The organism is Corynebacterium sp. HMSC075F02 (genome assembly GCF_001838335.1).
GTDB lineage: Bacteria > Actinomycetota > Actinomycetes > Mycobacteriales > Mycobacteriaceae > Corynebacterium > Corynebacterium jeikeium_D.
In genome coordinates, this window is sequence record NZ_KV836310.1 from 49,847 (window position 1) to 63,039 (window position 13,193).

Here is a 13,193-nt window from a genome sequence, read left to right on the forward strand (position 1 = left end):
CTTCTCGATATTTGCTACTGCACGTTCACCCGAGCGAATTAGAACTGGGCGCGCAGCTTCTTCGCCAAGTCCACCGCTGCGTAGGTCAAAATCTGCTCCGCACCGGCACGGCGAATGCTCAGTACTGCCTCCATCATCGCAGCATCCAGGTCAATCCACCCGTTGGCGGCAGCGGCGTGAATCATCGCGTACTCACCAGAGACCTGGTAGGCGGCAACCGGCACCGGCGACATATCCGCGACCTCGCGCAGAATGTCCAGGTAGCTCATGGCCGGCTTGACCATCACCATGTCCGCACCTTCGTCAACGTCGAGCTGCACTTCAAGCAGGGACTCACGACGGTTTGCAGGATCCTGCTGGTAGGTACGGCGATCACCCTGCAGCGAGCTGCCCACAGCTTCACGGAATGGACCGTAGAAGGCGGAGGCGTACTTTGCCGAGTACGCCATGATGGAGACATCCTCATGGCCAGCGGCATCCAAGCCCTCGCGAATTGCGGCAATCTGGCCGTCCATCATGCCCGAAGGGGACACGATATGGGCACCGGCGTCGGCCTGCGCAACGGCCATCTTGATGTAGTTAATCAGCGTGCGGTCATTCTCAACGACCGTGTTGCCGAAGCGGTCCTTGCCCAGCACACCACAGTGGCCGTGGTCAGTGAACTCATCCAGGCAGGTGTCGGCCATAATCAAAATGTCATTCCCGAACTCGTCGCGGAGACGACGCAGGGCACGGTTGAGTACGCCCTCCGGATTCCAGGACTCAGAGCCCTCGCCGTCCTTGTCCGCATCCAGCGGGACACCGAAGAGGTCAACTGCCGAGATACCTGCCTCAACAGCCTCGCGCACAGCTTCTACCAGGGAGTCCTCGGTATGCTGCACTACCCCGGGCAGGGAGCTGATTGGCTTCGGCTCATCAATCCCATCTGCAACAAACATGGGCAGGATGAGATTTTTCGGAGTCAGTGTCGTCTCCGCCGTCATCGCACGCATCACCGGGTTGGTGCGCAGCCTGCGTGGGCGACGAATCGGGAGAGGAAATCCAAACTGTTCGAGATCGATTTCGCGGGATGATTCAGAAGCTCCAGATGTAGTCATAAAGACAACCTTAATCAAAACGCGAACTCGCTCCGGTACGCCCCTGCTCAGTCCTTGGTTTTACGCGAACGACGACGCTTCTTGCGCGGTGGTGGCAGCTGCCCTGCCGCCCGCAGTTGCGCAACATGCTCTGCCAGCGCATCCACCAGCTCCGGGATGCTTGCGCGCTCCGGCACGACATCTACCCGCAGGCCGTACTCGCGAGCCGTGGCTGCGGCCATCGGCCCGATGCAGGCAATGATGGTGCGAGCATGCGGCTTACCCGCGATGCCGACCAGGTTCTTCACCGTCGACCCCGAGGTGAAGCACACTGCGTCGAAGCCACCGGACTTAATCATGTCGCGGATATCCGCACTCGGTGGCGCTGCCCGCACGGTACGGTAAGCGACCACATCATCAACTTCCCAGCCCAGGTCAATCAGACCGTCGACAAGCACATCGGTGCCGATATCGGCGCGCGGCAGCAGCACGCGGTTGACCGGATCGAGATCCTCGATGTACTCCGGGAACACGTCGACAATGCCCGCGGCATTTTGACGAGTGTCATCCGGAAGCAGCTCCGGAGTGATGCCGAGATCGCGGATGGCAGCGGCGGTGCGATGGCCGACGGCTGCGATGCGGACCCCAGCGAAGGAGCGCGCGTCCAAGCCGAATTCCTGGAACTTCTCCCACACTGCGGTGACGGCGTTGACGGAAGTGAAGACAACCCACTGGTAACGGCCGTCGACAAGCCCCTTGATGGCGCGTTCCATCTGCGCCGGGCTGCGCGGTGGCTCGATTGAGATGGTCGGGACCTCAATCGGGATGGCGCCGTGCGCAACGAGACGGGCACTCATCGGGCCTGCCTGCGCCTTGGCACGTGGGACCAGCACCTTCCATCCGTAGAGAGCGCGGTTTTCCCACCATGAGTACTTCGAACGATTGTCCACACCCTTGCCAAGCGTGACCACCAGCGGACCGGTCAGGTCACCCGAGAGCTGCGCCAAGGTGCCCAGCGTGACGTCGTAGGTGCGCTGCAGACGAGTCGTACCGTTGACAGTCACCGACACCGGCAACGACGACGGCAGGCCGCGTTCGCCGAGCTCAGTTGCAATGGCGGACAGGTCGTCCTGCACGGCCTGCAGTACCAGCGGCTGCGGTGCCTGGGCCAGCTCGTCCCAGTCCACATCGGCGCGATCGAGATCGGTCTCCGTGTACGTCGAGCCCAACGCGATACCGGCAAATGCCGGGACGGTGGAGGGCACGGACATGCCAGGGACGATCTGGAACTCAACATCGGCGTGCGAGACCTCGTTGATTTCGGCCAGCAGCGAATCGTTGGTCAGCGGATTGCCTGCCACCAAACGCACCACGTCATTGCCTTTAGCGGCTTCCTCGACGAGCAATTCTGCCATCTTCTTGGGATCGTCGATAGGCGTGCGCAGATCTGCGGCGGTCGGTGGTGCCGGACGCGGCGGCTTACGACGAGATCCCTTGGCCTTGGCTGCGGCGCACATGCGCTCGTACTCTTCCTCGGCTTCCTTCAGCAGCTCGGGAGGAACAGGCACATCGGTTGCGACGAGCTCTCGAACCCCCGGCATGACATCGGCGTCGACGTAGGCGATAGCGGTGTCTGCGAGAATCTCACGGGCGCGAAGCGTCAGCAGGTCGGGATTTCCAGGACCAGCGCCGACGAACAGGATGCGTCCCGTTGCTGAGGGGAGGGAGGTGTTCATCGTTGCGGAGTGATTTCTTTTCTATTGGTTGTTCACTTTTCGTGCCGATGAGTCTCTAAGGAAGAAAGCGGACATGCGCCAACGCATGTGAGGGGCAGGTAGATACCTGAATCTCACATGCGAGCACACGAAGGAAACCCTTATCCCAACGGCATGCATACAGGCCTATTAGCATAAAGGGTTTGAGCCAAATTAACTAACCGGCTACTTTTGAGATTCCCGCAGGGTATCGCCCATTACCTCATGAGCACCCCGTTCGAGCAGGGCCGCCGCAACCTTCCGGCCAAGCTCATCGGCCTTATCCACGTTTGCGGTAGCGGTCTCGAGCAACTGACGCGAACCGTCGAGTGCGAACACCCCCGCCTGCAGGGTGAGTTCACCACTGTCGCTCACGGTTGAGTAGGCCGCGACCGGAGCGGTGCAGCCCGCTTCCAGCTCATTGAGTACCGCGCGCTCAGCGACAGCCCGGGCATGGGACACCGGGTGGTCAATCTTGCGCAGAATATCCACAATTTCGCGGTCAGCAGTGCGGCACTCCAGCGCCAGGGCGCCCTGAGCCGGGGCTGGCATGAGGACATCCACATCCAGGGATTCCGCAATCTCTCCGAGGCGACCCGTGCGCTCCAGCCCAGCGCGAGCCAGAATGACAGCGTCCAAGTCCTCAGAGACGCGCCCCATGCGGGTTTCGATGTTTCCACGCAATGGTACAAGTTCCAGATCGGAGCGCAGCGCACGCAGCTGAGAGACACGACGCGGCGCGGAGGTACCCACACGAGCCCCCTCAGGCAGGTCCATCAGCGGCGTGGCATCGCGGGAAATCAGCGCTTCTCGCGGATCGACGCGCTCCGGCACGGCTGCGACCATCATGTCGTCTTCCGGCAGGGTCGGCAGGTCCTTAAACGAGTGCACGATAATGTCGCACACCCCCTCGCGGAGTGCATGACGCAGCGCCTGGGTGAAGACACCGATGCCAATCTTTTCCACCGGGTCGTGGCGGTTATGGTCACCGGCGGTCTTTACAATCACCAGCTCTGCAGGCTGTCCCAGCTCAATCAGTGCATCACGGACGTGACCGGCCTGTGTCGTGGCCAGTTCCGAGCCCCTGGTACCGATACGAATAGTCGCTGGGTCAGGCATGTTTCCCTCCGGGTGTTAATTTTTGGTGGTTTCAGCAACGCCTTCAATGATGGCACTACTGTCAAGACCATACTGCTCAAATCCCTGCATCCGCCCAATTCGGCCCTCTACCATGAGATCTGCGGGGATATCGGTGTCAGCATACAGGCCAGAGGGGGTGGATAGGGGCAGGTCGAAGAGCTTCTGCAGGGCAAGCGCGTAGTTGCCACCACCCTGCTGGCTAGAAAGCTTCTTGACCTGAACCGTTGGCGCGTGCAAGAGCTTATCGACGACGCGGCGAACCGTGGACTCGACCTCGCGACGTTCCTTTTGAGTAAGACCCGGTGTCTTCGCCTCCAGGCGAGCGAGCTCAGCCGCCGCCACATCCGCCGCGCGCTCACGCAGAGCGCGAACAGTCGGTGCTACCTCGCTTGCGCGCTGCGCCGTGAGGTAGGACTCCAACTCTTCGGCCACAATGTCGCGCGCTGCAGCCTCATCATCACGACCCGGAACCTCCGTGCGAGTCATCTGCAGCAATTCGATGTTGAAGAGTGCGATCCCCTCAAGCCCGGAGACATCCTCCGCGACGTCGCGAGGCATAGACAAATCGACGATGGCGAGCGGGCCGTGGTCGACAACATCTGCAGCTGAGACCACTGGAGTCATGGCTCCGGTGGCACTGACGAGAATGTCCACATCATCGAGGACATCAGCGAAATCATGCAACGCAATAGCAGTAGCGGGGATGCCCGCTTCGATCGAGTGGTTAGCCAGGTTCTGCGCCCGGTCAACGGTGCGGTTGGCAATAATCAGACGATCAATGCCGCAGCGCCCCAGGTAACTGGCGGCCAGCGAACTCATCGCACCGGCGCCGAGGATAAGGGCCGAACGTCCGGCCAGAATATCGGTACCCTCAGCGACGTCAACACCAGAGTTGAACCCAGGATGCAGCGCAGCAATCGCCTCGTCGATGGCCACGGAGACCATCGATGCGCCCGCATTATCAATCAGTGTTTCGCTGTGGACTCGCTTGCCTGTGTGCAGCGCCTTCTGCGCCAAGTCATGCAGCATGCGACCGACGGTGCCGGCTTCGTCCGCTTCCTGGTAAGCATTGCGAAGCTGACCGATAATCTGCTGTTCCCCCAGCACCATCGAGTCAAGACCAGCACACACCGAGAAGGCATGCTCCGCTGCGGCCTGTGCGTACCGCACATAGAGGTGCGGTGTCAGTTCATCGAGTTCGAGCCCAGTACGACCGACAATTTCACGGACCACGGCCGATAGGCCAGAGTGGAAGCCGTTGGCCACCACGTAGTACTCAACGCGGTTACAGGTCGACAACAGCATCGCTTCGCTGATCGCTTCATCCGCGACCAGCCGAGCCAAAATGGCCTCTCGCTCAGTTTCACCGACGGAGACCTTTTCAAGAAGGGTCACCGGTGCAGACCGGTACGACATTCCGACGAGAAGCACACTCACCGCTCAATCACCGCTCTATTGCTCCTTCACAGGCCCCGCTACGGGCTTTTTCACACAGCTATGACTGTTAACGCTAGACAACTCTGCCATCTCGTCACAACAAAGGCATACTTTACTTAGTCTCTACCTCGATGTTCGCAGCACTCCCCTACTTCTTTGCCGCTACTCCACATTCTGCCATGTCTCCGCAGCTCCTAGCAGTTCGGCAGAGTTGTCTCCCGAACTTATTCGGCCTCCGCTATCGCTTCCAGGAGTTCATCATCATCGATTTCCCAGCAAGCGATTTCCTCATCATTGACCAAAATCACCGGCACGCGATCGCCAAATTCCATGGCCAAGTTCGGATCGGTATCGACGTCTTCCACCTGGAACTGCGCATTTTGGTCCCGAACTAGCGGCTCAATCTGCGCAATCACTCGGGCGCACGAACCGCACGTCTTCCTACTCATCACCGTCACAGTCACCATAACGGCCAGTCTAAAGGTCGACTGTTTCGCTTTACGACGTCCCCCTCCCCACACTTCCCCTGCAAAAGTGACTCTTCTTATCCTTGCCCCATCCGCTCCTTGAATCTCAGCGCGCAGCTTTGCCTAAAGACCGGATACTATTCAACAAGAGCTTCCGATAACGGATGTCGGTTGCATACACCGTGGAAAGAGATTTTCGTGCCGTGAGTGAGTTCAGTGCCGACAACCGCTCCCCCTTCCCCATCGACATGCTGGGTGACCTTGCGTCCTCGCAGGGTAACGTCCGCAACTTCCTCGAGCAGGTAGTTCTCGCTCCGCTCAATGACGAAGCACAGGAGGAAGCTGGTGCTGCAGCGGCTGCCAATGCACTGGAAGCTCTCGGCGAAGTCTACGACGTCGGCGGCGAAGAACTGGCTACGGGATTTCGCAGTGTAGCTGGTGCCGAAGATGCCGCTGGCGGTGCCCGTGTGCTCTCGCAGCCCATTCCAGGTGTCGAACGCGATCAGGGCGCAGCCGCTTTCTTCGATGTGGACAACACGCTTGTCCAAGGCGCATCAATCTTCCTCTTTGCCATGGGTTTGGTCGAGCGCGGCTTCATCAAGAAGCGTGATTTGGCCGGCATGATTTGGAAGCAGCTGAAATTCCGAATCTCAGGCGCGGAAAACGCTGCCGACGTAGCTAAGGCCCGTGAACAGGCATTGGAGTTTTTCGCCGGCCACGATGTGAATGAAATGGTCAAACTCGGCGAAGAAATCTTTGAAGAAAAGATCAGCGACCGCGTTTACCAGGGCACCCGCGATCTGGCGGAACTACATATCCAGGCTGGCCAAGAGGTCTGGCTGGTCACCGCCACCCCGGTGCAGCTGGCCCAGGTTATCGCTAAGCACATCGGACTGACCGGCGCCCTTGGCACGGTCGCCGAGGTCAAAGATGGCAAGTTCACTGGCCGCCTGGTAGGCGATATTCTCCACGGCCCGGGTAAGAAGCACGCGGTGGCAGCTCTGGCAGCCTCTTCCGGGTTGGACATGTCTCGCTGCACGGCATACTCAGATTCCGCCAACGACATTCCCATGCTGTCCATGGTGGGCACCGCCGTGGCCATCAACCCGGACCGCAAGTTGCGGAATTACGCCCAGAAGATGGGGTGGACTATCTACGACTATCGCCACTTTCGCTCCGCAACCTTCGCCACGATGCGGTGGCTCTCGATCGGAGCACTGCTGGCAGGAGCTGTCGGGGGCGCGGGACTCGTCGGCAAGCGACTGTGGGACGCGAACAAGGAAAGTTAAACGCTGCTAGGCGCACTCGAGAGTTAGTGACTGCGTTTATGACAAAAATGGCTCGAAAAATGGCCTGAAAGTGTCATAAACTCCTACAGTTTCACATTTGCAGCCCGTAATCGGCAGCCCGTGATTAGCCCCCCCCCAACGACAAAACCCGCCCTATCTCAACGAGACCGGGCGGGTTTTGCTTTTAAAACGTGTACGCGACGCAGCACGCGCGCTCCTGCGATAACGGCAGGAATGCTGGCTTACTTGCCGAGCTTACGACGCTGCACGCGGGTACGGCGAAGCATCTTGCGGTGCTTCTTCTTCGACATGCGCTTGCGACGCTTCTTAATGACGGAACCCATCGGCTCGACCTCGCTATTCGTTGACGGAAATTTTTTCTTGCACAATGGCGGCGTACTCAATGCGGCCTTACAACCGCCGAGATGTCACGCCCTTTTTTTCCTTCCGCCTTCACAGCTCGATACTTCATGACTTGAAGACGATAGGAAACAGGGGCGCAGCACAGCACCATGTACTAATCGGATTAATCATAGCGGGGACATATGCGTTCAGGTCAAACAGCCCCGCTTAAAAGGCAGAAAAAATTAACCCGCGTTGTAGAAAGAGGAGTCCAGGTACTCCTTGACTGCGGACTCATGGACGCGGAAAGAACGGCCAACGCGCACTGCCGGCAGCTCGCCAGCGTGAACCAGGCGGTAGACGGTCATCTTGGATACGCGCATGATGTCAGCAACTTCCGCAACGGTCAGAAAGGTGCCTTTATCTGCATTCTGCATTAGTAAATATTCCCTTCAGCGCACGCGACGCGCTGCAGGCTTCCCCTCCTGCAGAAAATCGTGACACGCACGTGCTTTTCATATCCTACCGGTAGGCAAGGTGCCGGTGCGATTTTTGATAAAAAATAGGGGCATTGGCGAATGGTGTGACAGTTGTGACTAACTCATCGTCCCTGCGTATCGGATTAGCTACTGCCCCTAACCATTTCCAATGCCCCAAATATTGGGGTTACTTGTACACCCGCGACCACTCGGCGAAATACTTATTTACCCATCTCATTGGCCTTGTCATAGCAAGCCTGCAGCGCGCGATGCACCGCGCGACGAATACCCTCTTCCTCGAAAACTCGGGTGGCCGCTGCCGTTGTACCGCCCGGCGAAGTGACATCAGCACGCAACGCAGTCGGGTCCGCGCCTTCCTGCATCATCATCTCGGCTGCACCAGCAGCCGTAGCCGACGCCAGACGCTTAGCCTGATCACGCTTGAGGCCCAGATTCACACCCGCGTCGGTCATCGCCTCGACGAACTGGAAGAAGTAAGCCGGACCGGAGCCCGAGACTGCAGTGACTGCAGACATCAGCGACTCATCGACAACCTCAACGCTGCCGACCTTCTTCAACAGTTCGACAACCTCGTCGGTCTGGCTCTCCGTGACAAAGCGGCCCGGCGCGACTGCACAGACCCCCTTGCCCACCAGCATCGGGGTATTCGGCATGACGCGGATCACCGGAGTACCGACAGCACAGACGCTTTCCATCTTGTCCAGCGTGATGCCAGCCGCCATCGACACCACAATGGTGTCGACCTCAGAGTCATCGAGCACGTCGGCAATCTGCTCGAGCATGTCGATAATCAAGTACGGTTTTACGCACAAGAACACCACGTCGGCACCGTCGACGGCCCCTACTGGGTCGTCGGCATCGACAATGCCGTAGGTCTCCTTCAGACCGGCCAGGCTCTCCTTGGTGCGCCCCACCACATAAATCGAGGAGGGCGAGACACCACCGTCGATGAGACCACCGACGAGTGCGCTACCAATCTTTCCGCCACCAATTACAGCAATTCTTGTCATGGACGCTAAGTGTGCCAAAACTGGCCCACACATGCGAATGCAGGGACCGGAAAACTACGCTTCCGACCCCTGCATCAGGTGATGATTATTCTGTTGACCCCACTACAACTGGAAGAGAATCCAGGGGCCAAATGTCAGCGCCAAACCGACAAGTCCTGCAAGAATCGGTGTCAGTTTGTCCTTCTCACGGCGCAGGTAGTTCGCCATTCCCGCGAAGCCACCAGCGACCACGAGAGCCATGATGACAACCACAATCTTTGGCAGCGACGACCAGGCCATGGTGAAGCCCAGGAACACCAATGCACCAGCAATCAGACCCACGAAGACCTGGATTAGCAGCAACGGCACCGAGAGGGAATTGTCCTCGGCGTAGCCATCGCGCGCGACGGCCTTGCCCTTGGAGCTCTTGGATTCTTCACGCTTAACGACGTCCCGGGGCTCCGACTGCTTCTCGTCAGCTGCGGCCTGGGTCGGTGTGGTCTCGACCTGTGCAGCCTCAGTGGGGGCGTCCTCGGCCTGCTCGATATCGGCCTGTGCGTCTTCTGCCTGTGCAACTTCAGGAGCGACAGCGGCTGCCACTGCCGCCTTGGAAGCGGCACCGGTATCGGCGTCAGCGTCGGCAGCCTCGAAGGTAGCGGTTTCCTGAGCAGCTTCAGCCTCAGCAAATTGTTCACCGTCGACGTCATCCGATTCAGCGGATGCCTCGGACTCTTCGTCGACATTGTCCTGGACAACCGGAATGGAGGCAGTCGGACGGTCGTCGTAAGCGTTGGAACCGGTGAGTACCGCACGAGCGACTGGCCCCGGCTCCCCAAGCTGCTGCGACTCGTCTGCCATGTCACGCAGTTCGGTGAAGGTGTAGGTAATCTCCGAACGCTCGGAGTTGACCATGACCGGACGGGGTTCCATCGGAATTGCCAATGGCACCGCAGGGGCTGCTGGCTGCGCAGTTGGTGTGCTCTGCGCGGCTTGCTCCTGCTGCGGAGCTGCCGGTGCAACCGGTGCAACCGGTTCTTCAGCAACTTCGGCAACCTCGTCAGCTTCAACGTCGTCAGCTTCGACCTCAGCTACTTCGGCGTCAGCGACTTCGGCATCAGCCTCAGCTAATTCCGACTCCTCTTCTTCCTGAGCAGCAGCTTCAGCCTCGGCCTCAGCTTGAACCTCATGCTCCGAAGAATCCGCCCCTTCTGCAACTACCACTGACTCAGCGACAGCCTCCGAGTGCTCCGGAGCTTCTACCTCCGGTTCGGTTGCCTGTGCTTCGTCGGCGGCGTTGGCCGCAGCTTCGTCGGCAAGCAGATCGCTCGTAGTCGTCTGATCGTCGTCTGCGTTGGAAAGAGCGTGAGCACCACGTCGCGGTTCGTCGGCCTTTACACGAGGGATTGAGCCGGTGAGTTCCTGAACGGACACACCGCCTTCTTCAAGGCTGCGTCGACGGCGGCGCCGCGGTGGTTCAGAGGGGGCTCCCTCCTTCTGCCGCCGCGCCAGCAGTTCGGCAACGGTGAGCTTTTCCTCGCTCATCTCAACCCTTTCCGTATAGGTCACTGTCCAGTCGTCGGAAGATGATGCCCTCGCGCAGCGCCCAAGGACAAATCTCGACCTTCTCTAATCCCAATGCTCGCATACTAGCCTCTGCAACGAGAGCACCTGCGACAATTTGGTGAGAACGATTCGCACTAACACCCTCAAGTTCAGCACGGTCAGCCGCCGTCATGCGGGAAATAAACGCAATCAACTGGCGCAAACCAGCGGCAGTCAGAGTGCGCTTAACCCGGGGACCAGCAGCGGAAGGCGCCGCACCGGTCAGGCGGGCGAGAGTGCGGAAAGTCTTCGAGGTGGCGACAGCCAAGTCCGGCTCACCAAGCGTACGCAGATGACGCGCTGGCTCAGCGAGCTCAGCATCAATGTAATCGCGCAGCAGGTCAATCTTCTTGCGCTCCGGCGGATCGGTCTCGAACCACTCGTGGGTCAACCGTCCCGCACCGAGCAGCAGTGAGTACGCCGCCTCCGGATCTTCATCGGTACCCGACGTCAGCTCAAGAGAACCGCCACCGATATCCAGGTTGATTAGACGACCAGCAGACCAGCCGTACCAGCGCCGTACTGCCAAAAAGGTCAGACGAGCCTCATCCTCACCGGAGAGAATCTGCAGCTTAATGCCAGTTTCTTTCTCAACGTGGGCGAGAACCTCGTCCGCATTCGTGGCATCGCGAACAGCTGAAGTGGCGAAGCTAATCATCTCTTCGCACTTCATCTGCTCAACCAATTCCTTGGATTCAGCGACGTAGCCCGTCAGCTTGTCAATGCCCTTCTTGGACAGGTTGTTGTCCTTATCCAGGTACTCGACCAGCTTCATCGTCGACTTGGAATCGCTCATCGGAGTCGGATGTCCGCCCCGGCGGGCGTCCACCATCACCAAGTGGACGGTATTACTACCTACATCTAATACACCTAATCTCACTCTTAGTAGGTTAGACGGTCTACGGTGTATTGGTGTGAATCAACCCCACCCCCGCCCCGGTCGCGGACCGCAACCGTCTCCCGCTGAAGTCGCCTATGACTTTCCCCGCGAGTGGTTCGAGTTCGCCCACCCGGAGGACCCAGAACACATCATCACCTGCGACCTAACCTGGTTGATGAGCTCCTATCAATGCGCTTTCGGCACCTCCGCTTGCCAGGGCATCGACTCCGCGAACGCGGATGTCGGATGCTGCGGCCATGGCGCCTTTATCACCGACGAAGAAGACCGCGAGAGGGTTATTGACGTCGTAAAGCGAATGGAAGGCGACTCCACAGAGCCCCAGTGGTGGCAGAACCGCCCCAAACAAACCCTGAAGTGGCTCGAAACCTACGAAACCGACCCCTCCGAACCGTTGGAACCGTGGTTAGTGTGGGACGAGCTTGACGACGAAAACGGAGAGCCTGAGCCTGCTCTGAAAACGAAGGTCGTGAAGAATGCCTGCATTTTTGCCAACCGTGACGGGTGGCGCAATGGTGCGGGCTGTGCCATCCACCAGTGGGCAATGGCCAACGACATTGACCCCGTGAAGGTCAAGCCGGATGTGTGCTGGCAGGTGCCGCTGCGCCGACTGGAGGACTGGGAGGAACGCCCAGACGGCCAGGAGATTCTGCGCACGACCATTACTGAATATGATCGTCGTGCCTGGGGCGATGGCGGCGAGGACTTTGAGTGGTTCTGCACGGGCGCGCCGGCCACACATACCGGTGGCGAGCCGGTGTGGCGCACGCACAAGTCCGAACTAATAGAGCTCATCGGCGAAGAGTGCTACGAAATTCTCGCGGAGCACTGCCGTGCCCGAGAAGCAGCGGGCGCGGCCAAGGTTTTCGGGCCGAGTGGCTACCCACTGCTGGCGATTCACCCGGCCACACGCGCAGCGGCCGAGGGGCTGGCACCGGACGAGGTTTAAGTCGAGGTTTCTCAGACCGCCGGCGGAGATCGTCGGCAGCAGTCTGCTGAGCTAGTCCTCGAACTTGTAACCCAAGCCGCGAACGGTGACCAGGAATTCTGGCGAGGAAGGATTGCGCTCAATCTTGGAGCGCAGGCGCTTGATGTGTACGTCCAGCGTCTTGGTGTCGCCGACGTAGTCGGAGCCCCAGACGCGGTCGATGAGCTGGCCGCGGGTGAGCACACGACCACGGTTGCGCAGCAAGTACTCCAGCAGGTCGAATTCCTTGAGCGGCATTGCGACATCATCACCGTCAACGGTGACCACGTGGCGCTCGACGTCCAGCACGACCGGACCGCCGCGCAAGACCTCCTCGTAGATATCCTCGACATCGTCGGAGTCGTCGTGGCGACCGCGGCGCAGCACAGCCCGGATACGGGCAATAAGCTCCCGGGAGGAATACGGCTTGGTCACATAGTCATCCGCACCAATTTCGAGGCCGACGACCTTGTCAATCTCAGTGTCACGGGCGGTGACCATAATCACTGGGACAGAGGACTTTAAGCGGATGTTTTTGCAGACCTCGGTGCCACTCATACCTGGCAGCATGAGGTCCAGCAGCACAATGTCCGGTTCTGCCTTGGAGAATTCTGCAAGTGCTTCCTGGCCGTCAGCGGCCATCCGCACCTCGAATCCTTCGCGCTGCAGCAGAAACGCAAGCGGCTCCGCCAAAGCCGTCTCGTCTTCGACAATAAGTACCTCAGTCACGGA

13 protein-coding genes are annotated in these 13,193 nt (G+C 59.4%); 2 read left to right on the forward strand and 11 right to left on the reverse strand.

The window, feature by feature from the left end; all coding sequences use genetic code 11:
• Positions 1–38: 38 nt before the first annotated feature.
• The 5 genes from hemB to HMPREF2920_RS04055 form a co-directional block, all read right to left on the reverse strand.
• Entirely contained in the window at positions 39–1,097 is a 1,059-nt protein-coding gene (hemB, locus tag HMPREF2920_RS04035; protein WP_049172406.1) for a porphobilinogen synthase, read from the reverse strand.
• Positions 1,098–1,144: 47 nt separating this feature from the next.
• Positions 1,145–2,812 carry a bifunctional uroporphyrinogen-III C-methyltransferase/uroporphyrinogen-III synthase gene (locus tag HMPREF2920_RS04040; RefSeq protein ID WP_070546360.1) on the reverse strand — a complete coding sequence of 556 codons (1,668 nt, stop codon included), beginning with the start codon at positions 2,810–2,812 and terminating at the stop codon, positions 1,145–1,147.
• Between the two features lie 204 nt (positions 2,813–3,016).
• Complete coding sequence (gene hemC, locus HMPREF2920_RS04045) at positions 3,017–3,949, reverse strand: hydroxymethylbilane synthase (RefSeq protein ID WP_049190547.1); 933 nt, start codon at positions 3,947–3,949, stop codon at positions 3,017–3,019.
• 15 nt (positions 3,950–3,964) lie between these two features.
• A complete protein-coding gene (locus HMPREF2920_RS04050) occupies positions 3,965–5,407 on the reverse strand; it encodes a glutamyl-tRNA reductase (RefSeq protein WP_042388369.1) in 1,443 nt (480 codons plus the stop codon).
• Positions 5,408–5,631: 224 nt separating this feature from the next.
• A complete protein-coding gene (locus tag HMPREF2920_RS04055; RefSeq protein WP_016421985.1) occupies positions 5,632–5,874 on the reverse strand; it encodes a glutaredoxin family protein in 243 nt (80 codons plus the stop codon).
• 164 nt (positions 5,875–6,038) lie between these two features.
• Between HMPREF2920_RS04055 and HMPREF2920_RS04060 the strand changes: the two genes are divergently transcribed.
• Entirely contained in the window at positions 6,039–7,163 is a 1,125-nt protein-coding gene (locus HMPREF2920_RS04060) for an HAD family hydrolase (RefSeq protein ID WP_016421984.1), read from the forward strand.
• Positions 7,164–7,405: 242 nt separating this feature from the next.
• On the opposite strand, the gene HMPREF2920_RS10605 is transcribed toward HMPREF2920_RS04060, so the two are convergent.
• The 5 genes from HMPREF2920_RS10605 to HMPREF2920_RS04080 form a co-directional block, all read right to left on the reverse strand.
• A complete protein-coding gene (locus HMPREF2920_RS10605) occupies positions 7,406–7,507 on the reverse strand; it encodes a 30S ribosomal protein bS22 (RefSeq protein ID WP_003855542.1) in 102 nt (33 codons plus the stop codon).
• 243 nt (positions 7,508–7,750) lie between these two features.
• Positions 7,751–7,942 carry a helix-turn-helix domain-containing protein gene (locus HMPREF2920_RS04065; protein WP_005509751.1) on the reverse strand — a complete coding sequence of 64 codons (192 nt, stop codon included), beginning with the start codon at positions 7,940–7,942 and terminating at the stop codon, positions 7,751–7,753.
• Positions 7,943–8,205: 263 nt separating this feature from the next.
• Positions 8,206–9,015, reverse strand: a complete 810-nt coding sequence (proC, locus tag HMPREF2920_RS04070; protein WP_016421983.1) for a pyrroline-5-carboxylate reductase — start codon at positions 9,013–9,015, stop codon at positions 8,206–8,208.
• A gap of 102 nt (positions 9,016–9,117) precedes the next feature.
• The gene (locus HMPREF2920_RS04075) at positions 9,118–10,536 is read right to left on the reverse strand and encodes a hypothetical protein (RefSeq protein ID WP_070854025.1); all 1,419 of its coding nucleotides are present in this window, start codon (positions 10,534–10,536) and stop codon (positions 9,118–9,120) included.
• Position 10,537: 1 nt separating this feature from the next.
• A complete protein-coding gene (locus tag HMPREF2920_RS04080; RefSeq protein ID WP_161798518.1) occupies positions 10,538–11,476 on the reverse strand; it encodes a Ppx/GppA family phosphatase in 939 nt (312 codons plus the stop codon).
• A 34-nt stretch (positions 11,477–11,510) separates the two neighbouring features.
• Here HMPREF2920_RS04080 and HMPREF2920_RS04085 point away from each other — a divergent pair, with 34 nt between their 5' ends.
• The gene (locus HMPREF2920_RS04085; RefSeq protein WP_070854026.1) at positions 11,511–12,443 is read left to right on the forward strand and encodes a DUF3109 family protein; all 933 of its coding nucleotides are present in this window, start codon (positions 11,511–11,513) and stop codon (positions 12,441–12,443) included.
• A 51-nt stretch (positions 12,444–12,494) separates the two neighbouring features.
• On the opposite strand, the gene HMPREF2920_RS04090 is transcribed toward HMPREF2920_RS04085, so the two are convergent.
• Positions 12,495–13,190 (reverse strand): response regulator transcription factor, encoded by a 696-nt coding sequence (locus HMPREF2920_RS04090; protein ID WP_016421979.1) that lies wholly within the window; start codon positions 13,188–13,190, stop codon positions 12,495–12,497.
• Positions 13,191–13,193: the final 3 nt, after the last annotated feature.

What these genes read in the sequence shown, in the direction of transcription:
- hemB (WP_049172406.1), bottom strand. Translation starts at nt 1,097, where the DNA reads ATGACTACATCTGGAGCTTCTGAATCATCCCGCGAAATCGATCTCGAA.
- HMPREF2920_RS04040 (WP_070546360.1), bottom strand. Translation starts at nt 2,812, where the DNA reads ATGAACACCTCCCTCCCCTCAGCAACGGGACGCATCCTGTTCGTCGGC.
- hemC (WP_049190547.1), bottom strand. Translation starts at nt 3,949, where the DNA reads ATGCCTGACCCAGCGACTATTCGTATCGGTACCAGGGGCTCGGAACTG.
- HMPREF2920_RS04055 (WP_016421985.1), bottom strand. Translation starts at nt 5,874, where the DNA reads ATGGTGACTGTGACGGTGATGAGTAGGAAGACGTGCGGTTCGTGCGCC.
- HMPREF2920_RS04060 (WP_016421984.1), top strand. Translation starts at nt 6,039, where the DNA reads ATGTCGGTTGCATACACCGTGGAAAGAGATTTTCGTGCCGTGAGTGAG.
- HMPREF2920_RS10605 (WP_003855542.1), bottom strand. Translation starts at nt 7,507, where the DNA reads ATGGGTTCCGTCATTAAGAAGCGTCGCAAGCGCATGTCGAAGAAGAAG.
- HMPREF2920_RS04065 (WP_005509751.1), bottom strand. Translation starts at nt 7,942, where the DNA reads ATGCAGAATGCAGATAAAGGCACCTTTCTGACCGTTGCGGAAGTTGCT.
- proC (WP_016421983.1), bottom strand. Translation starts at nt 9,015, where the DNA reads ATGACAAGAATTGCTGTAATTGGTGGCGGAAAGATTGGTAGCGCACTC.
- HMPREF2920_RS04075 (WP_070854025.1), bottom strand. Translation starts at nt 10,536, where the DNA reads ATGAGCGAGGAAAAGCTCACCGTTGCCGAACTGCTGGCGCGGCGGCAG.